This window comes from Streptomyces sp. cg40, assembly GCF_050320165.1.
Lineage (GTDB): Bacteria > Actinomycetota > Actinomycetes > Streptomycetales > Streptomycetaceae > Streptomyces > Streptomyces hokutonensis.
In genome coordinates, this window is the sequence record NZ_CP190128.1 from 242315 (window position 1) to 266220 (window position 23906).

At 71.4% G+C, this 23906-nt stretch carries 22 protein-coding genes; 10 read left to right on the forward strand and 12 right to left on the reverse strand.

Features of this window, described 5'->3' with window-relative positions; translation table 11 throughout:
• Positions 1–23 precede the first annotated feature (23 nt).
• The 4 genes from ACQHII_RS00985 to ACQHII_RS01000 all read left to right on the forward strand — a co-directional run bounded on the left by ACQHII_RS00985 (position 24) and on the right by ACQHII_RS01000 (position 4556).
• Complete coding sequence (locus tag ACQHII_RS00985) at positions 24–620, forward strand: TetR/AcrR family transcriptional regulator (protein WP_427917339.1); 597 nt, start codon at positions 24–26, stop codon at positions 618–620.
• A gap of 160 nt (positions 621–780) precedes the next feature.
• Complete coding sequence (locus ACQHII_RS00990; protein ID WP_427917340.1) at positions 781–2241, forward strand: APC family permease; 1461 nt, start codon at positions 781–783, stop codon at positions 2239–2241.
• Positions 2242–2337: 96 nt separating this feature from the next.
• Complete coding sequence (locus ACQHII_RS00995) at positions 2338–3828, forward strand: aldehyde dehydrogenase (RefSeq protein WP_427917341.1); 1491 nt, start codon at positions 2338–2340, stop codon at positions 3826–3828.
• A complete protein-coding gene (locus ACQHII_RS01000; RefSeq protein ID WP_427917342.1) occupies positions 3825–4556 on the forward strand; it encodes a gamma-glutamyl-gamma-aminobutyrate hydrolase family protein in 732 nt (243 codons plus the stop codon). The genes ACQHII_RS00995 and ACQHII_RS01000 overlap by 4 nt, the downstream gene beginning before the upstream one ends.
• 7 nt (positions 4557–4563) lie before the next feature.
• Here ACQHII_RS01000 and ACQHII_RS01005 read toward each other — a convergent pair whose 3' ends face one another.
• On the reverse strand, positions 4564–5136 hold the full coding sequence (locus tag ACQHII_RS01005) for a MarR family winged helix-turn-helix transcriptional regulator (protein WP_427917343.1): 573 nt from the start codon (positions 5134–5136) through the stop codon (positions 4564–4566).
• A gap of 80 nt (positions 5137–5216) precedes the next feature.
• Positions 5217–6140, reverse strand: a complete 924-nt coding sequence (locus ACQHII_RS01010; RefSeq protein ID WP_427917344.1) for a LysR family transcriptional regulator — start codon at positions 6138–6140, stop codon at positions 5217–5219.
• 135 nt (positions 6141–6275) lie between these two features.
• Between ACQHII_RS01010 and ACQHII_RS01015 the strand changes: the two genes are divergently transcribed.
• Positions 6276–7079, forward strand: a complete 804-nt coding sequence (locus ACQHII_RS01015; protein WP_427917345.1) for an inositol monophosphatase family protein — start codon at positions 6276–6278, stop codon at positions 7077–7079.
• 40 nt (positions 7080–7119) lie between these two features.
• Positions 7120–7716 (forward strand): NADPH-dependent F420 reductase, encoded by a 597-nt coding sequence (locus tag ACQHII_RS01020; RefSeq protein WP_427917346.1) that lies wholly within the window; start codon positions 7120–7122, stop codon positions 7714–7716.
• Here ACQHII_RS01020 and ACQHII_RS01025 read toward each other — a convergent pair whose 3' ends face one another.
• A complete protein-coding gene (locus tag ACQHII_RS01025) occupies positions 7717–8214 on the reverse strand; it encodes a pyridoxamine 5'-phosphate oxidase family protein (RefSeq protein ID WP_427917347.1) in 498 nt (165 codons plus the stop codon). It lies immediately after the preceding gene.
• Positions 8215–8352: 138 nt separating this feature from the next.
• Positions 8353–9714, reverse strand: a complete 1362-nt coding sequence (locus ACQHII_RS01030; protein WP_427917348.1) for a glycine cleavage T C-terminal barrel domain-containing protein — start codon at positions 9712–9714, stop codon at positions 8353–8355.
• Positions 9715–10058: 344 nt separating this feature from the next.
• Here ACQHII_RS01030 and ACQHII_RS01035 point away from each other — a divergent pair, with 344 nt between their 5' ends.
• Positions 10059–11000: a serine protein kinase RIO gene (locus tag ACQHII_RS01035; RefSeq protein ID WP_427917349.1), complete on the forward strand. Its 942-nt coding sequence runs from the start codon at positions 10059–10061 to the stop codon at positions 10998–11000.
• Between the two features lie 51 nt (positions 11001–11051).
• Here the strand turns inward: ACQHII_RS01035 and ACQHII_RS01040 are convergent, their stop codons facing one another.
• From ACQHII_RS01040 to ACQHII_RS01065, 6 genes are all read right to left on the reverse strand, one after another.
• Positions 11052–12515, reverse strand: coding sequence for a hypothetical protein (locus ACQHII_RS01040; RefSeq protein WP_427917350.1), 1464 nt, complete (start codon positions 12513–12515; stop codon positions 11052–11054).
• Positions 12516–12672: 157 nt separating this feature from the next.
• The gene (locus tag ACQHII_RS01045) at positions 12673–13722 is read right to left on the reverse strand and encodes a hypothetical protein (protein WP_427917351.1); all 1050 of its coding nucleotides are present in this window, start codon (positions 13720–13722) and stop codon (positions 12673–12675) included.
• Positions 13723–13856: 134 nt separating this feature from the next.
• Positions 13857–16586 carry an AAA family ATPase gene (locus ACQHII_RS01050; RefSeq protein ID WP_427917352.1) on the reverse strand — a complete coding sequence of 910 codons (2730 nt, stop codon included), beginning with the start codon at positions 16584–16586 and terminating at the stop codon, positions 13857–13859.
• 159 nt (positions 16587–16745) lie between these two features.
• Entirely contained in the window at positions 16746–17105 is a 360-nt protein-coding gene (locus ACQHII_RS01055) for an ArsR/SmtB family transcription factor (protein WP_427917353.1), read from the reverse strand.
• Between the two features lie 207 nt (positions 17106–17312).
• Positions 17313–17687 (reverse strand): hypothetical protein, encoded by a 375-nt coding sequence (locus tag ACQHII_RS01060; protein ID WP_427917354.1) that lies wholly within the window; start codon positions 17685–17687, stop codon positions 17313–17315.
• A gap of 406 nt (positions 17688–18093) precedes the next feature.
• Entirely contained in the window at positions 18094–18996 is a 903-nt protein-coding gene (locus tag ACQHII_RS01065; RefSeq protein WP_427917355.1) for a serine hydrolase, read from the reverse strand.
• A gap of 215 nt (positions 18997–19211) precedes the next feature.
• On the opposite strand from ACQHII_RS01065, the gene ACQHII_RS01070 reads away from it, so the two are divergent.
• The 3 genes from ACQHII_RS01070 (at position 19212) to ACQHII_RS01080 (ending at position 21381) form a co-directional block, all read left to right on the forward strand.
• Complete coding sequence (locus ACQHII_RS01070; RefSeq protein WP_427917356.1) at positions 19212–19763, forward strand: SigE family RNA polymerase sigma factor; 552 nt, start codon at positions 19212–19214, stop codon at positions 19761–19763.
• Positions 19760–20443 carry a SecDF P1 head subdomain-containing protein gene (locus ACQHII_RS01075; RefSeq protein WP_427917357.1) on the forward strand — a complete coding sequence of 228 codons (684 nt, stop codon included), beginning with the start codon at positions 19760–19762 and terminating at the stop codon, positions 20441–20443. The genes ACQHII_RS01070 and ACQHII_RS01075 overlap by 4 nt, the downstream gene beginning before the upstream one ends.
• A gap of 122 nt (positions 20444–20565) precedes the next feature.
• On the forward strand, positions 20566–21381 hold the full coding sequence (locus tag ACQHII_RS01080) for an SAM-dependent methyltransferase (RefSeq protein ID WP_427917358.1): 816 nt from the start codon (positions 20566–20568) through the stop codon (positions 21379–21381).
• Between the two features lie 106 nt (positions 21382–21487).
• On the opposite strand, the gene ACQHII_RS01085 is transcribed toward ACQHII_RS01080, so the two are convergent.
• Positions 21488–22354 (reverse strand): TetR family transcriptional regulator C-terminal domain-containing protein, encoded by an 867-nt coding sequence (locus ACQHII_RS01085; RefSeq protein ID WP_427917359.1) that lies wholly within the window; start codon positions 22352–22354, stop codon positions 21488–21490.
• Positions 22355–22409: 55 nt separating this feature from the next.
• Positions 22410–23804: a flavin monoamine oxidase family protein gene (locus ACQHII_RS01090; protein WP_427917360.1), complete on the reverse strand. Its 1395-nt coding sequence runs from the start codon at positions 23802–23804 to the stop codon at positions 22410–22412.
• Between the last annotated feature and the right edge of the window lie 102 nt (positions 23805–23906).

Below are 23906 nucleotides of genomic sequence, written 5' to 3' on the forward strand. Positions count from 1 at the left end.
ACGGCGCGGGTAGGGTCGCCTGCATGACCGAGTCCGCCGACCGCCCCCGCAAGCGCGTCACCTACGGCGCGGGCCGCGAGGCCCTGCTGGACGCCGCGGTGCGCGTGGTGGCACGCGGCGGACTGCGCCGGCTCACCTACCGCGCCGTCGCGGAGGAAGCGGGGGTCACGCACGGGCTCGTGGTGCACCACTTCGGGACGCGCGACGCGCTGATCGAGGCGGCGCTCACCCACGCCATCCGCTCCTCCCTCAGCAGCAGCGACCTCGAACCCGGCACCGGGAAGCCCGAGGACTTCTCGCTCGGCCTGACCGAGATGGTGGCCTCGGGGCCGGACCTCCAGGCCTTCCAGTACGAGCTGCTCCTGGAGTCCCGGCGCAGGCCGGAGCTGCTGTCGCATCTCCGGGCGCTCTACGACGAGTACTTCGCCGCCACCCGGCGCGAGCTGACCCAGATGCTGCCCGGACCGGTCGACGAAGGGCTGTCCCGGATGGTGTTCGCCACCCTGGAGGGCCTGGTCCTGCACCAGCTCGTCTTCGGCGAGCGCGAGGTCATCGAGGACGCCCTCGACGAGCTGCGGAACGTCCTGCGGCTGCTCGCGCGGGAGCGCGACGGGAGCTGACCTCCCGCCCCTTCTCCACCGCTGATCACGGCCTCGTAAGAAATCCGCGTCGGCCACGGAATCTCCGTGCCACCCCCTTGCCAAACGGATAGTTCCGCCCCACCATGAGGCAACTCGTTTGGCCTGAAACGACCATCCCCTTAACTGGCAGGTGATCCGAGTGGACAGTCAGGCGGTCGCATCCCAGCGGTCCGTGCGGGACGAACCCACGGCAGGCACGCTCAAACCCAACGCGCTCGGCGTGCTGGGCATCCTCTTCCTCGTTCTGTCCGCCCAGGCGCCGCTCACCGGCATCGCCGGAGCGGTCCCGATCTCCGTCGGCATCGGCAACGGTCCCGGCACCGCAGGCGCCTACGTCCTGGTCGGCGTCGTGACCCTGCTCTTCTCGGTCGGCTTCGTCACCATGGGCCGGCACGTCGTCGACGCGGGCGCCTTCTACACCTACATCGGCACCGGGCTCGGCCGCACCACCGGGGCCGGCAGCGCGGGCGTGGCGCTCTTCGCGTACTGCGCCATCCAGGCCGCCATGTACGGGCTGTACGGCTCCATCGTCAGCGGCCTGGTCGACGCCCACACGGGACTGAACCTCCCGTGGTGGGTGTGGTCGCTGGCGACCATGGCCGTCGTACAGATCCTGGGCGCCACCGGCATCGACATGGGCGCCAAGCTGCTGGCCGTGTTCGTCCTGGCGGAGTTCAGCATCCTGCTGGCCTTCAGCCTCGTCACCCTCTTCAAGGGCGGCGGTCCGGAGGGCCTCGGCTTCACCGAGACCTTCGCACCGAGCGCCGTCACCCAGGGCGCGCCCGGCGTGGCCGTGATGTTCGCCGTCGCGTCCATGTTCGGCTTCGAGGCCACCGCGATCTACGGCGAGGAGGCGCGCGAGCCGAAGAAGACCGTCCCCCGCGCCACCTACCTGGCGGTCGTCGTGGTCGTCGGCTTCTTCGCTCTGACGTCCTGGATGCTGGTCGCCGCGTACGGACCCTCCAAGGCGGTCGCGGCGGCGGGCAAGGCGCTGGCGAGCGGGGACTCCACGGCATTCGTCTTCGCCCCGATCGCCGCGCAGTTCGGCGGCTGGGTCAACGACGTCCTGCCGGTCCTGCTGGCCACCTCCCTCTTCGCCGGCCTGCTCACCTTCCACAACTCCGCGAACCGCTATCTCTTCTCGCTCGGCCGCGACGGGCTGCTGCCCCGCCGCCTGTGCACCCTCAACAGCCGCCACGCGCCCTGGACCGCCGGCTGTGTGCAGACCCTCGTCGCGGTGGCCCTGGTGGTGCCGTTCGCGCTCGCGGGCAAGGACCCGGTGCTCACGCTCTTCTCCTGGTTCAGCGGGGTCGCCGTCCTGGCGATGATGCTCCTGTACCTGCTGACCTCGGTGTCCGTGGTGGTCTTCTTCCGCCGCGAACGCCTGGAGGTGCGGCTGTGGAACACGCTGATCGCCCCGATCCTCGCGACGATCGCGGTGGCCGGTGCCGTCTGGCTCATCCTCGCCAACTTCACCACCCTCATCGGCGGCGACAGCACCACGGCCCTCTGGCTCGCCCTGTCGGTCCCGGTGGTCATGGCACTGAGCATCGTGACCGCACGGCTGAGCCGCCGTGGGCCCTCGACCGCCGACAGCTGACCGGCTCCCCTCCCCCGGTGCGCGTCCGACGACACGGGCGCGCACCGGGGAGACGCACCCCGCCCTCCCCCACCTGCTGACGAAGTGGAGTTCCCCATGCCGGCCGTCACCCACGACGAATGGCTCCGCCGCGCCAAGGACTTCCAGGTCCACGGCGCCCACCACATCGACGGTCGCGACGAACCCGGAGCCGGCGGCACCTTCCGGGTCGTCTCCCCCCGCGACGGCCAGGTGGTCGCCGAGGTCGCCGACGGCGGTGCCGCCGAGGTGGACGCGGCCGTGGCCGCCGCCCGGCGCGCCTTCGACACGGGGCCCTGGCCGCGTCTGGCCCCCGCCGAACGCGGCCGGGTCCTGCTCCGGCTCGCCGAACTCCTCGAAGAACAACGGGAGTCGCTTGCCCTCACGGTGAGCCTGGAGATGGGCAAGCCGGTCACGGACGCCCATGACATCGAGCTGCGCGCGGCGATCAACACCTTCCGCTGGTACGGGCAGTTGGCCGACAAGCTGACCGACGAGTCCCCGCACACCGCGCCGGACGCGCTCGCCCTCGTCACCCGCGAACCCGCCGGTGTCGTGGGAGCCGTCGTCCCGTGGAACTTCCCGCTGACGCTGGCGAGTTGGAAGGTGGCCCCGGCACTCGCGGCCGGCTGCACGGTCGTGCTGAAGCCGTCCGAGAATTCGCCGTTGTCCGCTCTGCTGCTGGGCCGGCTAGGCACCGAGGCCGGGTTGCCGCCTGGCGTGCTGAACGTGATCACCGGTGACGGTCCAACTGCCGGTCGGGCGCTGGGAGTTCACCCCGACGTCGACGTGCTCGCCTTCACCGGCTCCACCGCCGTCGGCCGGCACTTCCTGCACTACTCCGCCGACTCCAATCTCAAGCGGGTCTGGCTGGAGCTGGGCGGGAAGTCGCCCAACATCGTCCTCCCGGACGCCCCCGACTTGGAGAAGGCGGCCGCCACTGCCGCCTGGGGCATCTTCTTCAACCAGGGCGAGATGTGCACCGCCCCGTCCCGCCTGCTCGTGCACTCCTCCGTCGCCGAGCGGGTCACTGACGCCGTCGTCGCACGGGCCCGGGAGCTGCGGGTGGGCGACCCCCTGGACCCCGCGACCGAGATGGGCGCGCTGGTCGGCGAGGGGCATCTGGAGCGCGTACTCGGGCATGTGCGGCGCGGTGTCGACGAGGGCGCCCGGCTGCGTACGGGAGGCGCGCGCACTCGTACGGACTCCGGCGGCAGCTTCGTCGAACCGACCGTGTTCGACCGGGTCGAGGCCAGCGCGGGGCTGGCCCGCGAGGAGATCTTCGGCCCCGTCCTGTCCGTCATCTCCTTCAACACCCTTGAGGAAGCCGTGAAGTTGGCCAACGCCACCGAGTACGGCCTGGCCGCCGGGCTGTGGACCTCGGATCTGAGCACTGCCCACCGGGTCTCCCGCGCCCTCAAGGCGGGCACGGTGTGGGTGAACTGCTACGAGGAGGGCGACCTGACCGTGCCCTTCGGCGGGATGAAGCAGTCGGGCAACGGCCGCGACAAGTCCGCGCACGCCCTGGAGAAGTACACCGAGCTCAAGACGACCTGGATACAGCTGTGACCGTCCCGCCGCGCCCGCTGATCGCCCTGCCCGCCCGCTTCTCCGCCAGCACCTCGGCGCTGCGGTACGCGGCCGAGGTCACCGCCCGGGCGCTCGTCGAGGCGGTGTGGCGGGCGGGCGGCGAACCCGCGACCATCCACCCGTACGCCCCCGACGGCACCGCCGACCCGGCGGAGGTCGCGACCCGCCTCGCCCGGTTCGACGGGGTGCTGCTGCCCGGCGGCGGCGACCTCGCGCCGTACCGCTACGGAGCGGGCGCGGCCCACGAGAGCGTGTACGACGTCGACGCTCAGCAGGACGGCTTCGACCTCGAAGTGGCCCGGCAGGCACTGGAGTCGGGCCTGCCCCTGCTCGCCGTCTGCCGCGGGCTCCAGGTCGTCAACGTGGCGCTCGGCGGCACCCTGGAGCAGGACATGGGCGGGCCGGACCGTGAACACCGGCATGTCGTGCACCCCGTGGCGGTGGAGCCGGGGTCGCTCCTCGCGCGGGCAATGGCGGCGGAGAAGGTGGACGCCTCCTGCTACCACCACCAGCGCGTCGACCGGACGGGCAGCGGACTGCGGGTGACCGCGAGGGCCGCCGACGGCACCGTGGAAGGGCTCGAACTCCCCGGCGCCCGGGGCTGGTTCACGGCCGTGCAGTGGCACCCCGAGGACACCGCGCACGAACAGGCGGCGCAGCAGGGCCTGTTCGACGCCCTCGTACAGGCTGCTCGGCGGACCCGCTGAGGCGCACTCAGGTCCTGGGGCGGCGCCCGCTGCGGCGAGGTGCCGGCTCGGCGCCGTCCAGCAGGGACTGCCGGCGCTCCTCACCGTGGTCCTCCACCTGGAGCACGACGCGGCGCAGCATGTCCGCGAGGCTGCGGCACTCGTCGTCGGTGAGCTGCCCGGTGACGAAGGCCTCCTCCTCGTTGAACTCGGGGAACAGCCGCCGCATCAGCTGCTCGCCCTCGTCCGTGAGACTGAGCAGGACCAGCCGCCCGTCCGTCGGATGACCGGCCCGCCTGAGCAGGCCGCGCGACTCCAGCGTGCGGGCCACGCCCGTCAGCGTTCCCTTGGAGATCCCCGCCTCCTCGGCGACGTGCCGGGTCTCCGACTCGTCCCAGACCCAGACGACCCACAGGACGACGAAGGCGGTCCAGGTCAGGTCGGAGCCCCGCAGCACGGAGTTCTCCAGATGCTGGCGCACCGCCGCCGCGGCCCGGTGGATGTTGGCGACCGCCGCCATCTGTTCCCGTCGTATCGGGAAGCCACCGAGCCTCTGTGCGGCGAGTTTCTCGGCTTCGGTGATGGATCGATGGCCGGGCACGGGCGCTCCCTCTCTCGCTGACACTGGTCGTTCGGGATCAAATTGTACGGAGCTCTGCCCCGCGACGACGACGTCAGGTGTCACGGCGCCGTCCGGTCCTGCCCGTTCGTCGCGCCGGTCAGCGCGGTCCGGGCCAGGTCTCGCAGCCAGATGTGCGCGGGGTCGGTGTCGTAGCGCTGATGCCACGACAGGTACACCGGGGCCGGCGGAAGGTCGAGCGGGAGGGGGAGCAGGATCAGGCCGAGATCCGCGGCAGCCGGACGCGCCGTGGCCTCAGGGGCGGTGACGACGAGATCGGAGCCCCGCACGAACTCAAAAGCGGCTCGCTCCGTGGGCGCGGTCGCCACCACGTGTCGGGTGAGGCCGAGTCCCGCGAGAGCGTCGTCGAGGATGTTCCCGAGCCTTCCGCGCCGCGAGACGCTGACGTGCTCCGCCGCGGCGTACCGCTCGGCGGTCACCGCCTCCACGCCGGTGAGCGGGTGCCCTTGCCGTACGACGACGGTCTGCCGGGTCTCGGCCACCCGCTCGGCGCGGATCTCGGGCACGGTCGAGTCGTCGGCGTTCGCGGCGAGGTCGACTTCGCCGCGCCTCAACTCCGGTGTGTCGATGCTCGATTCCGCGATGAAGCGCAGCCGCACCCCGGGGGCCTGCTCGCGCACGGCAGCCAGCAGCGCGGGCCCGCCGAGGGCGACCAGTGCGTCGTGCCAGCGGAGCGTGAAGGTGCGTTCGAGGGTCGCGAGGTCGAGCTCCCGGCTCGGCGCCAGCACGCCCCGCACCTGCTGGAGCAGGTCGTGCACCTGTTCCCGTACGGCGATGGCGTACGGCGTGGGGGTCATCGTGCGCCCGGTGCGCACCAGGATCTGATCACCCGTCGTACGCCGGATCCGGCCGAGGCTGCGGCTCATCGCGGGGGCCGTGACATGCAGGCGGTCGGCGGCGCCGGCCACGCTGCCCTCCTCCAGGAGGGCGTCGAGCGCGGCGAGCAGGTTCAGATCCAATTGCATGGGAGTCATCCTAGCCGTGCTTCACATGCACTTGCTGTTAATGATGGCCTCTCCTACCTTCGAGTCACGGGCACCGACGAAACCGGTTCTCGCCCGGTCGACCCACATCTCCGCCCCTCGGACGGGAGCACCGCCATGCCCGAATCCATGCCGAACACCGACGCCGATCTGCTCGCACGGACCGCGCTCGCCGTACGCGCGGCCGGAGCGGCTCTGCGCGAGCGCTTCGGTGACGTGGTCCCCTACAAGACCTTCGACGAGCTGACGCACGCGCTCGCCGCCAACGACGAAGCGGTCCTCGACATCCTGCGTCCCCGCCTCACCGCCCTGCGCCCGGACGCCCGTTGGGTGGAGGAGGAGTTGGAGGGCGGTGCCCTTCCGGACGGCGAATGGTGGGTGGTGGACCCCGCCGAAGGGAACGTCAACCATCTGCACGGCCTGTCGGACTGGGCGGTGACCGCGACCTTCGTACGCGACAACCAGCCGGTGCTCACCGTCGTCCATCTGCCGCTGACCGGCGAGACGTACACCGCGCTCGCGGGCGCCGGCGCCCACCTCGACGGCCGGCCGCTGCATGTGTCCGCGACCCCGGACCTAGCTCTGGGCATCGTGGCCACGAGCCAGGCCCGGCCGGACGAGGACGAGAAGGTCGTACGGCGGGTCGGCGCCTCGATCACCGCGATGCTCCTCGACGCGCTCGTGGTGCGGACATCCGTGCCCGCCACCCTGCATCTGCTGAACGTGGCCGCCGGCCGCATCGACGCCTTCTGGCAGTTCGCCGGAGCCCGCGCCGACATGCTTCCCGGGGCCCTGCTCGTCACCGAGGCGGGCGGACTGGTGTCCGACGTCGAGGGCCACCCCTGGACTCCGGCGAGCGAGAGCTTCCTGGCCGCGGCACCCGGCGTGCACACCGACGCGGTCACCACGCTCGGCCGCTGATCACTGACCCACCCTGAATCACCGAGAGGAACAGTTCAGCATGAGTGACATCACGATTCTTGGCGGCGGCCGGGTCGGCGGCGGTCTGGCCACCGCCCTCACCCGGGCCGGACACAAAGTGACCGTGGCGACCCGCGCGCCGGGCGCCGCCGCCGACGCCGTACGGACGGCGAGCATCGTCATCAACGCCACACCGGGCGCCGGTTCGCTGGAACGACTCACCGCGCTGCGCACGGAGTTGCGGGGCAAGATCCTCGTGGACCTCGCCAACGCCACCGTCGACGGACCCGACGGACTGCCCGCCGACCTGCTCTACCCCGGCTCGAGTCTCGCGGAGCGACTCCAGGAGGCGCTGCCCGGGACGCACGTCGTCAAGACGCTCAACACGATGCTCCACTCGGTGATGACCGCGCCCGCCGCACTCGCCCAGACGCCCACCGTGTTCCTCTCCGGCACGGACCCGGAGGCCAAACAGGTCGTCCGCGGGCTTCTCCTGGACCTCGGCTGGCACCAGGAGTGGATCACTGACCTCGGCGGGATCGAGACCGCCCGGGCTGTCGAGGCGGCGATCCTGTTCGTACCGCATGTGATCCGGTCAGGCGGCTTCGCGCCCTTCGCGATCTCGATCGCCCGCTGATCAGGCTCGCGCACGCTCCGCCCGCCGCTTGACCAACTCCTCGACCGCGCTCGGCAGGGTTGTCTCGAAGTCGATCAGCTTCACCCAGGTCGGCGTCACCACGATCCGGACCATGCCGTCGTAGAGCGAGCGGACCTCGGCCTCCCACTCGACCCGCTGCTCGGGTGTCATCTCGTACGAGCCGTTGATCCGGAGGTACTCCTCCGGGATGCCGTCCACGACATCCAGCTCGGCCCGGCCGCGGAGCAGCAGGATCTTGGGCGGATGCACCTCGGTGTCGATCGTGAGCGCGACCGCCGGGTTCTCCCGCAGTGCCGGGAGCTTGGGGGCGTTCTTGGTCGTACACATGACGATCTCCGAACCGTTCCAGGTGAACGCGATCGGGACGTTCCTGGGCGTGCCGTCCTTCGCCACGTACGCCAGCCGGACCACGTCACGTGCCAGCAGCTCCCGGCTGATCGGCCGGTCCAGAATCTCGGTGATCTCGTTCGCTCGCATGACCGTCCTCCAGGGAAGTCGTCGCCATCTGCCCCGGGGACGGAGCGGGCAAGGCGATCTCGACATCCGCCGGTGCGCTCGTGGAGGCACCGTGCGCTGACGCCGCTGCCAACCGGCGGAGGAGTCGCGAGGGGACCGTCAGTGCCCGGTGACGTCGGTGCGCCGGTTGTCCGGTTTGAAGGGCAGCGCCGAGACTGTCGCCCGGATCTCCCGCTGCGAGGTGCCCGGGCGGCCCCACAGGACGACGACCTCGGTGCCCGGGGTCGCGTACGCGGGATCGAGCACGCAGAGGGAGATCATCGCCCGCAGGGTCGGACTCACCGTCCTGCCCGTGGCCACGCCCACCGGATCGCCCGACACCAGGACCTGGTCGAAGTGGGGACCGCGGCCGCGCGGGAGCTCCATCTGGTCGGGCAGCTCCGCCGTGCCGAGGAGCGACGTGAGGATGGCGGCGACATCCTGTTCGTTCCACCGCAGACCGACCAACTGGCGGCCGGGCACACCGCTTTCGGCGTCCCTGACGAGTGCGTCCCGGCCGATGAAGTCACGGTCGGGGACGCCCCTGCGGAATCCCCAGCCGAGCTCGGCCGGTTTGCGGAAGTAGTCGGTCACCCCGCCCGACGGGACGAAGCTGCCGGTCGGCGCGCCCTTGCGGAACTGCCTCGGCGCACCCGGCGTGAGGATCGACGCCGGCAGGTAGTCCAGCCCGTTGGTCGCGATCCCGGCCTCGATGTGCTGCACGGGCTGCGCCCGGAAGCCGAGTTGACGCATGCCGACGGCCTGCCCGCTCGCCACGACCGCCGCCCAGATCTCGTTGGCGCGTTCGGTGGGCCCGTGCAGCTCGTACCCGAGTTCGCCCGAGATCCCGGTGCGCAGGACCCGTACCGGGACCCCGTCGACCGTCGACATCCGGCTGCGGCTGAAGCCGATGTCACGGAGATCGTCCCCCGTCAGCTTCTCCAGCACGGCCAGGGACGCCGGGCCCTGGACCCCGAAGATGAACACGTCGGGGCTCAGGTCGGTGGCGGCGGCGTCCCAACTGCCCTGGCTCAGCTGCCACAAGAGCCAGTCGCAGCTTCCCGCGGTGTAGACGAACTCCTCGGGCCCGAGCCGGCACAGTACGCCCTCGGAGGCGATCCAGCCGTTCTCGTCGAGCTGCACATGGTGCTTGATCTGCCCGGTCTCGAAACGGGACAGGTCCCGCATCCCCAGCCTGCTCAGGAACGCGAGCGCCTGCGGGCCGTGCACCTTCACCTTGTGCAGCGAAGTCCAGTCGCCGACGTAGCACGAGCCGACGTGGGCGGTGCTCTCCTCGACCCAGTCCGTGTACTCCTCGGGGAGCAGGAGCTGTGCGAAACGGCCGTAGGTGCCCCGTGCGTTGCCCTCGTCCTGGGCGGCGGCGGCCGGGCTGAACATCGCCGGGCGTTCGGTGATGAACGGTGCGTCGTTCAGCCGGAGGACCGCTTCGTAGGTGCTGCGCTGTTGTGAGACAGGGTCCATTTCACTCTCCGTCGAGTGGTCGTCGTGCAGGGTGCCGTCCGGAGCGTCACCATGGCGCTAGATCGATTAAGTGGGACGTTAACAGGAGGTTCGGGGCGAAGCGAGAGTCATGACGTGCCGTTGACCGGTCGGGCGGCGCAAGCAATGCGGAACCTCTGCGCAGTGCCGCACGACCAGACATCGCCCTGCTTTATTCGGTTGCCGCTCCCCGTGTCCGCCCTTCACCATGGGCGGGCGACCGGGAGCTGCCCGGTGCTCCACGAGAGGAGGCACGACCGTGATCACGACTGTCCTCGGCATGCCCGCAGCCCACCTCTCACTCACTTCATGGAGCACCCCCAGCGATGTCTCACGACGATCTCCCGCAGCACTCCCAACTCCCGTCGTTCCCTGACGACTTCAGCACCGACGCGCACCGCTCCGTCCCGCCGCCGGACGGCCTGGGCGACGTCGACGACCGGTTCGTCTTCGACTTCCATGCCTACGACGACGACCTCGCGGACGGCCGGCGCTGGTCGACCTGGCTCAGCGTCGAACCCCTCTCCCGCGGCCCCGAGCCGCTCCCGGACTGGGTGGTGACCTCCCAGGGCGCGATCGACACCGAACTCGGCGTCCTCAAGACCGGCAAGGAGGCCGACGTCCACCTCGTGGAGCGCGCCGATCCGCTCGACCCCGACGCCGGCGTGGTGATGGCGGCCAAGCGGTACCGCTCTCCCGAACACCGGTCCTTCCACCGCGCCGCGTCCTACACCGAGGGCCGCTCGATGAAACGCTCGCGCGACGAGCGGGCCGTCAAACGCAAGAGCACCTTCGGCCGCCAGGTCGCCGCCGGAGAGTGGGCGGTGTCCGAATGGGCCGCCCTGGTGCGGTTCTGGAACCTCGGGCTGCCGGTCCCCTACCCGGTGCAGATCGACGGCACCGAGATCCTGATGGAATGGATCACCGTCGCCGACGAGGACGGCACCGTCTCGACGGCGCCCCGGCTCGCCCAGACCCGTCCCTCACCCGAGCTGCTGGCGGCGTACTTCGAGCAGCTCACCGACGCGCTCGCGACCATGGTGCAGAACGGTCTCGTGCACGGTGACCTGTCGGCGTACAACATCCTGGCGGCGGGCGAGCGGCTGGTGATCATCGATCTGCCGCAGATCGTCGATCTGGTCGGCAACCTCAACGGGATGACCTTCCTCCAGCGCGACTGCGCCAACATCTGCGGCTGGTTCCGCGCACGGGGTCTCGACGTCGACGAGCACGAGCTGTTCGCGGAGCTGATGGCCCACGCCTTCTGAGCGAACCGGACGGCCGGCCCGGCAGCCGCCGAAACCGACGGCTGCCGGGGATCAGGGAGCGATCCCCACGCCGTCGATCCGGCTCCACGCCCGCTCCTGCTTAGCGGTCATGGCCGGCCAGGCGAGCCCGCCCGGCCGGGGCCGGATCCGCGAGGCGTAGGGAGCGGGGCGGAAGGTCGGGTCGTAGAAGCACCCGCTGCCGTACTTCTCGTCGAAGGCCGCGCACGACGCCGCGACCGAGCGCGGGGTCGGCTTGCGGCCGTGGCGGACCCAAGTGTCCAGCGCGGCGATCGAGTCGGCGTACTCGGAGTCGCTCAGCGCGCTGTGCTCGGTCTCCGTCGTGAAGGTCTGGACGAGGTCGCCGCTCCGGCCCGCGCCCTGAAACGTGGCGCGGTAGGCCGCCTCGTGCTCGACGAAGGCGGTGGGGTCGTCGATCGCGTGGAGGGTGAGGACGGGGATGGAGACCCTGCCGGTCAGGTCGCTGTCGTAGGAGAGGTCGCGGCGCGCGGTGGGGTCGGCGGAGAACCGTTCGACGCCGGCGTTGAGCGCCTTGTCGTCGTGCGAACCCGAGTACCGCACACCCTGGTTGCCGAAGGGGTTACGGCCGCCGAGCCGGGTCGACACGATGTCCCGGAACGTGAAGGTCGCGAACCGCAGATGTGATTCGAGCGAGCGTTCCGGGATGCGGGTGACGGCGAGGATGTCGTCGAGGTTGCGCTGCTGGAGCGCGGTCCGCTCCGCGGGGGCGGAGGCGAAGCCGGTGCACTCCTGGAGGCGGGCGCGGAGCCCGGCGCTCGTCATGGTGGAGTCGGCGCGCAGCCCCATCCAGAGCGGGTACTTCGGCTCTGTCGGGCGGGGGTGGTTGTGGCAGTAGTACTGGTAGACCACTCGCAGGTCGACGCGGTAGTCGTAGCCGCGCGAACCGCCGCCGAGGACGCCGCTCGTGAGCAGCGCGCCGTCGTACGCGCCGGGCTGTCCGCCGTAGGTCTCCGCGACCTTGGCGGCGACGTCGCCGCCCCAGGACTGGCCGTGCACATAGGTCCGCTTCGGCTTGCCGAACGCCGCGACGAACAGTCTGCGCACGTTCTCGGTGTCGGCGGCGGCCATCCGGGTCCCGTACCCGCCGCGGCGGTAGGACGAGCCGGCCCAGGCGTAGCCCTCCTCGACCATCACCGCCCAACGGCCCAGATCGTCGGTGCTGCGTGCCGGGTCCGAGGAGTCGCCGAGATCGGGGCCGCCGTGCGCGTGCACGACGAGGGATCCGTTCCACCGCGTCGGGACGGCCATCGCGTAGTACGCCCCGTTGGCGTCCTGCCCGGTGTAACAGGCGGCCTTTCCCAGCAGGTTGGCCGGGCAGGCGGCCACCGCGGGCCGCACGGTCTCCGTCCGGGGTACGGGGGCGTTGCCGAGCGTGCCGAGGAGTGCCGCGGCGAGACCGGCGGCCAGTGCCGCCCGGCGGTGGCGAGGGGCCCAGAGGCGTCTGCGTACTGGTACGGGTGCGTCAAAGGTCGTCACGGGAGCGGCTCCTGTGGGTTCGCTGTGCGAATGTGCCCTGCGAACCGTGATGCTAGGAACCACCCCACTCGCGGACCACCCGTTGATCATTGCGTTCATAGTGTTCGCCCGCCCCGCCCGGGACGTTCCGGACGGGGCGGTCGCCGCGGTGCGCCGCTCAGTCGAACATGCGCCAGGTGTACGTCACTCGGTAGTGCCCGCCGAAGCCGCGGTACTCGGCGGATGCCGCCGGCGTCTCGGGCTTGCCGTCCCAGCGGCCGGTCAGTGCCGGGATGACGGTGCTGAGGGTCACGGGCGCGAACACGTCGTCCTCGACGATGCCCTTGAGCTGGTCGAAGGCCCAGCCGACGGCCGCACCGACCGCCATGCCGATGAGGATGCCGAGTACTCCGCCCGAAGCTCCGATCGCCCCGCCGACCGCCGCCGCGAGGTAGGCGGCGACCTTCGTCCTGACCATGTCCAGCAGCCGGTCGACGTAGGTGGCGAGCCCGCCGAAGTCGACCTCCGCGAGCACCAGCGTGACGAAGTACGACTTCGGGTAACTGGTGCCTCCCTCGTCGAGGTTGAACCAGTGGAACTGCTTCGGCGGCGCATACGTCTTGACGTCTCCGTCGTCGAAGCTGCGCACGTCGAACGGGCTGATCTTCAGGGCGTCGCCGCTCTCGTCCACGCTGGTGCCCGCGAGGGAGATCTCGTCGGAGCCCAGTTCAGACGTCTCGGCCAGGCACTTCACGCTGTGGATGCGCAGTTCCAGCTTGTGCAGTGCGGACGGTACGGCCGCGGCCCCCGCGCGGGCCTGCTGTTCCTCGGGGAGGAGGAACGGCGGCTTCTTCAGTTCGTCGGCCGGGAACTTCAGCCGCTCCGGGAAGGGCATCCGGCGGATCTGCGCGTCGACCGAGGCCGGTGAGCGCAGGTCGACCCGGGCCAGGTCGCCGAGGCGCCGGGTCCGGCCCGCCACGTCCTTGAGGTCGGCGACGACCGCGTCCGCCGCCCGCTTCTTCTTGTCGTCGGGCAGCCGGTCGAAACGCTGGGCCAGCAGGTGTTCCGCGGCGCCCTTGTCCTCGGGCATCGGGTACCTGGCGGGCTCGGCGTGGTGCGCGGCGACCTTCTCTGCGGCCAGCCTCAGCTCCTGCACGACCCGTTCGGCCACCGCCTTCACCTTGGCGTTCGGTATGTCGGTCACTGTCTGACTGATGTTGTCGGCCATGACGGTCGATCCCCCGGTCGGTTGCGTGTGGTTGGGATTCCTCCGCCGCGGGCCCTGGGTCCACGAGTGCGAAGTTCCACCGACGCTACGGCCGGCGCCGGCCCGGCACCCCGGGTGCGGCACCCGGGGTATCCCTAGGAACGGGACTCGGGCACGCCGGCCAGCCGGGCCGCGAGCCGGGTGCGGGAGTCCACGCCCAGCTTCGGGAAGATCCGGCCCAGGTGGTACTCGACGGTCTTGACGCTGATGACGAGTTCGCGCGCCACCTGCCGGTTGGTCAGCCCGGACGCCACCAGGCGGGCGACGGCACGCTCCTGCGGGGTGAGCGCCGTCAGGTCCGACGGCCGCTCGCGGCGCGCGGCGGGGCGCAGCCCGCACGCGGCCAACTCCCGGTCGCAGCGCTCCAGATCGGGCTTCGCCTCCAGGGGTACGAGGAGGTCGCGGGCGCTCTGCAACTGCTCGCCCGCCAGGGTGCGCTTCCCCGTGCGCCGCAGGAAACCACCGTAGGCGAGGTGCAGCAGGGCGCGGTCGAAAGGGGCCTCGACCTGGGCGGAGTGCTTGAGGCCCAGCAAGAAGGCGCGTTCGGCGGCTTCGGTGTCGCCACGCGCGGCCTCCAGCGTGCCGCGGGCACGGGCTGCGACGAGCAGCGCCTCGTGATGGCCGCGCCGGGCGGCGAGCACTTCGTACGGGGCGAGGATCCCCGCGGCGCGTTTCTCCTCTCCGAGGGCGGACCACGCGTCGGAGAGGAGGTCGGCCCATGGCACGGTTCCGGGCTCTTCGAGTGAGCCGCGCGGGGCGAGCGCGAGCAGCGGGTCGAGGGCCACGACGACACCCTCCGGATCCCCCTGTGCGCGGGCCAGATAGCCCTCGGCGAGCGCCGCCGCCAGCGCCGGGCTCACATGGCTGCCTCCGGCGTAGGCGCGAACCACGGACGCGTGTGCCTGCGCCTTGGCGAACTCGCCGCGTGCCGCGCACAGTTGGGCGGCCAGTGTCCTGCTGTGCAGGGCGATGTGCGGCTGATCGGTGTCGGCGGCGAGCGACAGGGCGAACTCGGTGTGGACGAGTGCGTCGTCCCAGCGCCCCACGCGGTACTCGGCGGAGGCGAGCCCGGTCGCGGCGACCACCCGGAACGAGGCGGCCCGCCCGCGACAGGCGCCGAACACTCCGCTCAAGTCCCTTACGGCGCCGCTGAGATCGCCGACGAACGGGCGCAGGTTCCCACGGCCCAGAAGGTTCTCCAGCTGTGCGGGGGACGCGAGGACCGGGTCGGGCAGCGGGCCGAGCCGCGCGAGGGTGTCCGCGGCCCGTCCGCTCATCGCGAGCCCGATCAGGCGCAGGTAGCGGATCATGTCGGTGGCGGTGTCGTCCGGCGCGAGGCGCAGGGCCAGATCCGCCCATTCGGCCATCTCGGCTCCGTGCGACATGCTGCCGTGCAGGGCGGCGAACTGCCCCGCGATCCGCGCCCCCAGCAGGGGCTCGGCCTCCGGGTCGCAGCGGTGCCAGGCATCCGTGAGCAGCGCCTCGGCGCGCCCCACGTCGAACAGGCTGAGCCGTCCCAGCAGGTAGCTGCGCCATCCGCCGGGCGCGAACTGCCGTATCCGCTCGGCGACTTCGCCCACGTCCGGTACGTCCCCCGCGAGCAGCCGGCACTCGACGGCTTCGAGCGAGCACCGCTCCCGGACCTCGGCGTCCGCGCTCAGCCGGGCGGCTGCCTCGAGCTGCCCCGCCGCGCCGGCCCAGGCGCCTTCGGCGGCGAACTTCCGCCCCAGCGAGGCCAGTTCGGCGGCCAGCTCCTCGTCGGGGCCGACCGCCGCGAGCGCCCGGTGCCGTAGCCGCTGCGCCTCGTCCGTCACGACGGCGGCGGCCCGCAGATGCAGCGCGGCCCGGCGCGCGGGGCCGAGCCAGTGGTACACGGCGGCGTGCACGAGGGGGTGCGGGAACCGGATGCCCGGATCACCGGGTGACTCGGTCAACAGGCCTGCGCGCACTGCCTCTTCGAGGGCGGCGAGAGCGTCACCGCCGGCGGCTCCTCGCGGGTTCTCGTGGGCCACCGTCCATGCTTCGGCGAGTCCGCAGTGCGCGCCGAGCACCGCCGCCGCGCAGACCAGGGCCTCGGTAGGCGCGCCGATCGCGTCGAGCCGGGCCAGCACCAGTGCGGTGAACGACTTGGGTACGGGCGGCGCGACATCGGTCCGCGCCAGCGCCTCCAGCAGCCCCGGCCCCTCCTGTTCCAGCAGGGCCCTGACGTGGAGGGGGTTGCCCCCGGTGTGCGCGTACAACCGGTCGGCCGCCGCGACCGTCAGCCCGGCTGTGCCCAACTCGCTTCCCAGCCGCCGCAGTTCGGTGGGCGCGAGCCCGTGCAGCCGGACCCGCACGACATCGTCCGCGGTGAAGCACCGCCGCAGTCCACCCGGCAGCCGTGCGTCGTCGACGTCCCGCACGACCATCAGCACCAGCACCCGGTCGGCCCTCAACCGCCGTACGGCGAAGGTGAGTGCCTGGAGCGACGCGTGGTCGGCCCACTGGGCGTCGTCCACCACCACGACGACCGGTTCCCCGGGCTCGGGATCCCTCTCCTGCGCCTCGTCCCATGCCTCCAGCAGTTCCGCCCCCGCCGCCGAGGCGTCCGTCCGGCGGGCCCGGGGTCCCAGCAACTGCGCGAGCACGCCGAAGGCAAGCTCGGACTCGGCCTCCTCTCCCGCGGCCCGCAGCACACGCCCGGAACCGCTGAGGAAGTGACGTACGAGGGCGGTCTTGCCGATACCCGCCGGGCCCTCGACGAGAACGCGCACGGGGACTCCGGCCCGCGCCCGCTCCAGGGCGCCGGCCAGCAGCGCGAGGCTCTCCGCGCGCCCGACGAACACGCCCTCCGGCCCCGACCGAACGGTGGGCCCCGAACGGTCCACTTCGGCTCACCCCCTCGGCCGCCCCTGCGAGCATCGTCCTCAGGAAGGCGCGAGCAGTCCAGGTGTCGAACTCCAGAGGCCCAACAGCCGTGCCGTATGCGCGAGTTCGGCCCTACGTCACCGAGGTGCGGGCAGTGAGTGCGGAGCGGCGTCCGCCTGCTGGAGTTCGGCGAGGATCTGGTTCTGGCCGGTGAGGAGTTCGGTGAGGATACGGCGGGCGGCGCGCAGGAGGTCGGCGACGTCCGTGCCGGCGAGTTCGTAGCGGACGGTGGAGCCCTCGCGTGTGGAGACGACGATCCCGGAGCGGCGCAGGACGGCCAACTGCTGCGACAGACTGGAGGGTTCGATCTCGATGTCGGCGAGCAGGTCGCGTACGGACACCGGACCGTGCTGGAGGAGTTCCAGGACCCTGATGCGCACGGGGTGGCCGAGCATGCGGAAGAAGTCCGCCTTGACCTGGTAGAGGGGGACCTGCATGGATGCTCGCTCCTTGCCGGGTTGTTCGGACCGCAGCCGCCGGGATGTGGCGGTACCCGAGAGTGCCGCCACATCGCAGGCCGCCCTCCGAAGCCGATCCTTCACGCCTCGGTCCCCGCGCAACCGCACATTGCGACCATGCAGATATCGCGAGTTGAAGAAGTCTTCACATCATGGGCAGACGTGGTTCCCGCGCGTCAGGGCGGGCTAGATCTCGATCGCCCCCTCGACGCGTTTGAGTTGGTGGCGGGCCATGGCCAGGTTCGAGCGGGCCTTGTCGAGCACGAGGTACAGGAACAGGCCGTTGCCGTCACGCCCGTTGACCAGGCGGATCAGGTGGTACTGGCTGTCCAGCGTGATCAGGATGTCCTCGATCTGCCCCTTGAGGCCCAGCTGCTCCATGGTGCGCACCTTGGCCCGGATCACATCCGTGTTCCCGGCCGCGGCGACCGTCAGGTCAAGACTCTTGCTGCCGCCCAGCGTGCCCAGCGCCATACCGCTGGTGTAGTCGACGACCGCGGCCCCCATCGCCCCCTCGATGCCGGCCATCATCTCCTTCAGCGACACTTCGACACTCGCCACGATGCCTCCCCTTGCGTTCCGTTGACTGCGGCGGGCCGGTACTCCCGACCCGCCTCGACGTCCGGACCGTAGGCATCCGGCCCTCCCCTGCGGAGCATCTCTTCGAGACTGACTCCGGACGATCGGACAGCGACCCGACGGGATCTCTTGTTGGGCCGGAACTGCCGTGCCTGATACGAAAGTTGACGCATCCGAGGCGCGGGCGGAACTGCAAGATCCCCCCTACATCCACCGCCTCGGGTCGATCGGAGTGAACGGTGCAGACGGCGCTCCACCACCGTCATGATGTGCGTTCGACTCCGAGACCTTGGTCGCCAGCACGATCCGGTCGCGCCTGGTGGCGATGGCCCGCCTCGTGTCGGCCTCGGGAGGAAGCACAGGACGACCAGCGCTACGCGGTGCGCCGTCAGCCGGCCGCCTGTGCCGAGGAAACCGCCGTGCGGGCCGCGCGTTCGACCGCCGCTATGCCGCCCGCCATCGAGGTGTTTCCGTCGGAGAGGACGGCGACGAGGTAGTGGTGTGTTCCCGAGGTGACCTCTCCGACGCTGTTGATGTCCCACAGGCCGGTGGTGGTGCGCTGGAGCCAGCCGTTCTTGAGCGCCCACCCGGCGTCGGAGGCCGCCGAGACACCCCATGACTGTCCGGTGGCGACGCGGGTCATCAGCGTACGGATGTAGGTCCGGGACGCCTCGGTCAGTGCGGAGCCGCTCGCGGACGAGGTCCCGCCGTCGGCGAAGACAGCGTGCAGGAGGCGGATCTGGTCGGTCGCCGTGGTCTGCGTGAGTCCCCACCTGCCGGCGGCTCCGCCCACGGTGGAGGAGAGACCGAGGCGCTTGTTCGCCGCCTCCAGGCCGGGCGCCTGGCCGATCCGGCGCCAGAGCGCGCTCGCCGCGTCGTTGTCGCTGTGCTCGATCATCGCGGTGGCCCAGGTGAGTTCCTGCTGGGTGAGACCGCGTCCGGCGTCCTGGGCCTGGAGGAGCAGTGTGGCGAGGATGTCGACCTTGATGATGCTGGCCGTGTCGTAGGGGACGTCCTTGCCGCGCACCTGCGGCGCCAGGGCGGGGTGGTCGAGGTCCAGCACCGCGGTCGTCAGCCGTGCCTTGCCCGTCGTGGCCGTCCGCGTGCTGCCTGCGGTGGAACTCCCCGGCGTCCCGGCGTCGGCCGCCGCGGCGGGACCGGCCACGGCGACCGCGAGAAGGGTGGACACGGCGCCGGTGAGGAGCGCCGCGCGGAGTCCGGCCGGCCTGCTCCGTCGCGGGGGCGTGCTCGCGGGCGGCGTGGTCGGTCGGGGATTCGGTCGGTACGACATGGGGCCTCGGCGGTTCGGGGGCGGGGGCACAGAGCTGCGAACGTAGACGAGGCGGCCGTTCCGCGACGTGACCAGTGCCACGAAAAAGCCCTATAGGGACGATTTGTGAAGATAGCCACAACGCGCGGACCGTCGTGGCCGAGAAAAAGTCCGACCGGCGAGGCAGTGGAACTCCCTTCCGTCCACGTCTTTACGGGGGAACAAGGGAGGGCACTTTGAACGCCGACGATGAGCGCGAGTTCCGCGAGTTCGTGGCAGCGCGGTCGAGATCGCTGCTGCACACGGCCTACCTGCTGACCGGGGACTGGGAGCAGGGCCGCGACCTGGTCCAGACGGCACTCGCGTCCACCGCCCGGCGCTGGTCGCGACTGCGCGACCGACAGCAGCCGGAGACCTATGTGCGCCGGGCGATCTACCACGCCCAGATCGACCGCTTCCGACTGCTCAGCTGGGGCAGGGAGACCGTCACCGACACGCTGCCCGAGCCGCCCGCGCAGGCCGCCGACTGGGCCGACACCGTGGTCCAGCGGCAGGACATCATGGCCGCGCTGCGACGTCTGCCCAAGCGCCAGCGCGCGGTGGTCGTGCTGCGCTACTTCGAGGACCTGCCGGACCCCGAGATCGCCGAGATCCTGGGCATCTCCCAAGGCACGGTCCGCAGCCAGACCCACAAGGCCCTGACCTCGCTGCGCGCCGCCTTCGCCGAGGCGGGACCGGCGGCTGCTCCCTCCCCCTCCCCTGCCTCCGGAAGGAGCACCGTCGCGTGAACGAGTCGACCGAACACCCCCTGCGCCACGCCCTGCACGCCCAGGTCCAGGAAGGCGGGGGCGACGCCGCCGGTCCTTACCTGGTCGCCCTGGCCGACGACGCGTTGCGGGTCGCCCGGCGGCGGCAGCGGCTGACCCGCGCCGGGGCCGGAGTCATCGCCGTCGCCGCGATCGCCACCGCCGGGATCGCCGTCGCGGACGGCGCGACCTGGGGCGCGCACTCGGTGCGGCCCGCCGTAGGAGGCGTCGGGAACACCGAACAGGCGGCCAGGCTCTCCCTCCTGCCGGTCACGTCCGTCACGGAGCACGCCTGTGCCGCCGGCAGCGACGGCTACACCTTGCGCCGGCCCTCGACCGGCCCGGCGTCCTGCGTCCAGGTCGACCGGACACGCGGCATGACCGACGTCCGGGCCGTCTCCGCGAAGGCCCGCCGCAGCGCCGGCGAGTGGGAGGTCGAGCTGACCCTGAGTTCCGCGGACCGGACCCGCCTCGCCGACCTCACCGGCACCCTCGCCACGGCCCCGGCCCCGCGCAACGAGCTGGCCGTCGTCATCGACGGCAAGATCCAGGACACGCCATACGTAGCCGCCCCTCTCACCGAAGGCCGCTTCGCCGTCGTCGGCGGGCTCACCAGCGCATCCGCCCACAGCCTGGCCCTCCGCCTGGGAGCCCACGAGTGAGGATGCACGCGGACCAGTACTCGATCGCTCCGGAGAGACGAACTGGCTTACGCGGCCGGGCCGTTGGGACATAGGTTGAGCGGCGGACACCGCACACCTCGGCCGAAGGACGAACGCCACCCATGCCAGACCACGCAACGACGCCCGGACCGGCCGCACAGCAGAAGATCGACACATCGGTGCCGCACTCGGCCCGGATCTGGAACTACTGGCTGGGCGGCAAGGACAACTACCCCGTCGACGAGGAGGCCGGGGACGCGTACACCGCCGTGTTCCCCGGCATCGTCACCATCGCCCGCAGCAGCCGCGCCTTCCTGCGCCGCAACATCACGTACCTGGTCTCCGAGGCGGGCATCCGGCAGTTCCTGGACGTCGGCACCGGTCTGCCGACCGCCGACAACACCCATCAGGTCGCCCAGCGGATCGCCCCCGAGGCCCGGATCGTCTACGTCGACAACGACCCGATGGTCCTCGCGCACGCCCACGCCCTGCTCTACTCCACGCCGGAGGGGGAGACCGCGTACGTGGACGCCAATGTGACGGACCCGGACCGCATCCTGGCGGAAGCCGCCAAGACGCTGGACCTCAGCAAGCCGACCGCTCTCATCCTCAGCAACATCCTGGGCCACGTCGCCACCCACGACCAGGCGCTCTCCATCGTCACCCGGCTGATGGACGCGCTGCCGTCCGGCAGTCACCTCTCCATCAACGACGGTTCGCGGGGCATCGACCCAATCTTCGAGCAGGCTCAGGACGCCTACAACGAGAGCGGCGCCGTCCCCTACAACCTGCGCACCGTCGACGAGATCACGGCGTACTTCGACGGCCTGGAGTTGGTGGACCCGGGGGTGGTCTCGGTTCCGCTCTGGCGCCCGGAGTCCACCTCCCCCGTTCCGGAACAGATCGGCGAGCACGGCGGCCTCGCCCGGAAGCCGTGACACCCCGAGCCTGACCTTGGAGCTCGTGGAGATCAATGTCCGTGGGGGCGCCGGTACCCGGTTCGTGCCGGGCCGGCGCCTCAGGCGGGCGGCGAAGGCCGATCGGTCAGGTCAGGTCGAGGTGCGGTTCGAAGGCCCGCAGCAGGAGTGAGCGCATGCGGTCCGGACGCATCTCGGTCGAGCCGGCGAGGATCTGCATCGCTAGGCCGTCGACCATCGCGGTGAACCGGTCGGCGAGGGCCTCGACGTCCGCCTCCGGTGCCAGGCCCTCGGACCGGCACTCGTGCAGCAGGTCCGCCACGACCCGGTACCAGCCGGAGTAGATCCGCCGCTGTGCGGGCCGCAACCCGGGTTCGAGCATCGCCTGGTTCCAGAACTGGATCCACACCGACCATTCGTCGATGTCGTCGGCGGTGAGCGGGAGTTGGACCTCGATCAGGCGGCGCAGCTTGTCACGGGCGGAGGTCGCCCGGCCGAACTCCTCGTCGAGGCGGGTGCGGAACCGCTGCGCGTAGTACTCCAGCGCCGCGTGCAGCGTGGCTTCCTTGCTGGGGAAGTGGTAGTGCACGGTCGCCGTGCTGGTCCCGCAGTAGCGGGCGATGTCCGAGACCCGCACGTTGTGGTAGCCGCGGCGGGCGATGAGGACGGTCGCGGCCTCCAGGATCTGGTCCCGGCGCTCCTGCGCCGTCACCGGCTGCGCCCGGTCCCGTCCGGTGTCGGGCGGGAGCACGGGCTCCGGGCCGGTTCCCTCGACGAGATACGCGGTGGAGACCCCGCAGGCCTTCGCGATGGCGGCGATCTCCTCGTCGCGCAGCCGCCGGGTCCCGCGCAGCGCCTTGGACAGGGCGGTCGGGTCCATGCCGACGCGGTGGGCGAGTTCGCGCTGGGAGACGGCGGCCGCGCGGATCGCCGTACGGACGCGTTCCGGCAGATCGGCGGTGGTCGTGGCCGGCCGCTCTTCGATGCTGGTCATAACCCGGTCAGTATGTCAGGCAAGGGTATTCACCCCGGATTTCGGGCAAGGCCGTTCACCCCGGGTGTCCGACGGCCGCCAGGGCGCTGATCACCTCGGCCGCGGCACGCTCGCCCGACGAGATCGCGCCGTCGATGTAGCCGTTCCACACCGAGGCGGTCTCGGTCCCCGCCCAGTGCACGAGCCCGGACGGCTCCCGCCAGCCGTCCATGCCGTGCCGGGTCCAGCCGCCCGGGGTCACGAAGCACTCGTAGCCGCCGATGGTCCAGCCGGTCCGGGGCCAGATCCTCTCGACGTAGTCGACGGGCTGTCCGGCCTCGGGTCCGGCCACCGCGGACAGCGCGGCCAGCACCTCGTGGCGTCGCTCGGTGTCGGTCCCGGCGGACCAGCGGTCGAGGCGGTCGCCGTAGACGAAGGCGACGAGCACGCCGCGGGAGGCGTCCTCCGGGGAGTTGTCGAAGACGACGCCGACCGGGCTGTCGCCGTAGAGCGTCGCGATGCCGGAGCGGCCGGCCGCGCGCCAGAAGGGTTCCTCGTAGACGGCGTGCACCTTGGCGACCCGTCCCATGGGCGAGTGGCGCACCCAGCCGCGCCGGCCGACGGGGAGCACCGGGTCGAACGCGATCCGTTCGACCGCCGCCGGCGGTACGGCGACCACGGCTCGTCGCGCGCGGACGACGGTGTGGCCGGTGCACGCCTCCACTCCGTGCGCGGTCTGGCGGAGGGACAGCACCGGTTCGCCGAGCCGGACCCGTCCGCCGAGCGACTTCGCGAGCGCGTGGGCCACCACGTCCGCCCCGTCGGAGAAGCGGGCGTCCTGGGCGCAGCCCCGGGTCTCCATCAGCTGCTCGTAGCCGCCGCCCGAGGCCAGGTAGAACAGCACGTGGAAGAAGGAGATCTCGCGCGGTTCGGCGCACCACACGCCCTGGATCGCGAGCGCCAGCCGCGCCAGGGCGTCCTCGTCGGCGGTCTGCGCGCGGAAGAAGTCCTCGGCCGACAGGGCGTCGAACTCCGCGAACCGCGGGGTGGACCAGGGCAGTTCGAGGTCGACGGTGCGGGCGAGATCGTCGAGCAGGGCGGTGACGCGTTCGTACTCCTCGATGCCCGGTCCGCTGTCCGGTGCGCCGCCCGCGTAGTCGACGCGGGTGCCGTCGGCGCGGATCTCGACGTGCCGCCCGGTCTCCCACGTCGGGAACGTCCGGCAGCCGAACCGGTCCGCGAGCGCGTGGAACCGCCGCTGGCTCGGCCCGATCCACTGCCCCCCGTGGTCGATGCGCACGCCTGACGGGCTCACCTGGCTGAACACACGGCCGCCCACACGGTCGGCGGCCTCCAGTACGACGACGTCGATCCCGGCGCCGGCCAGCCGCCACGCGGTGCTCAGCCCCGCGTATCCGGCGCCCACGACCACGACCTCGGTGTCGACGGCAGAAGTTTCGAGTGGTGTCACGCCGGCCACCGTGCCGCAACACTGACTAGCCAGTCAAGATGCCCCACAAAATTGCGATCGAAGTCTTGACAGCACCTTCCGCCGCAGCCAGTCTGACTCGCC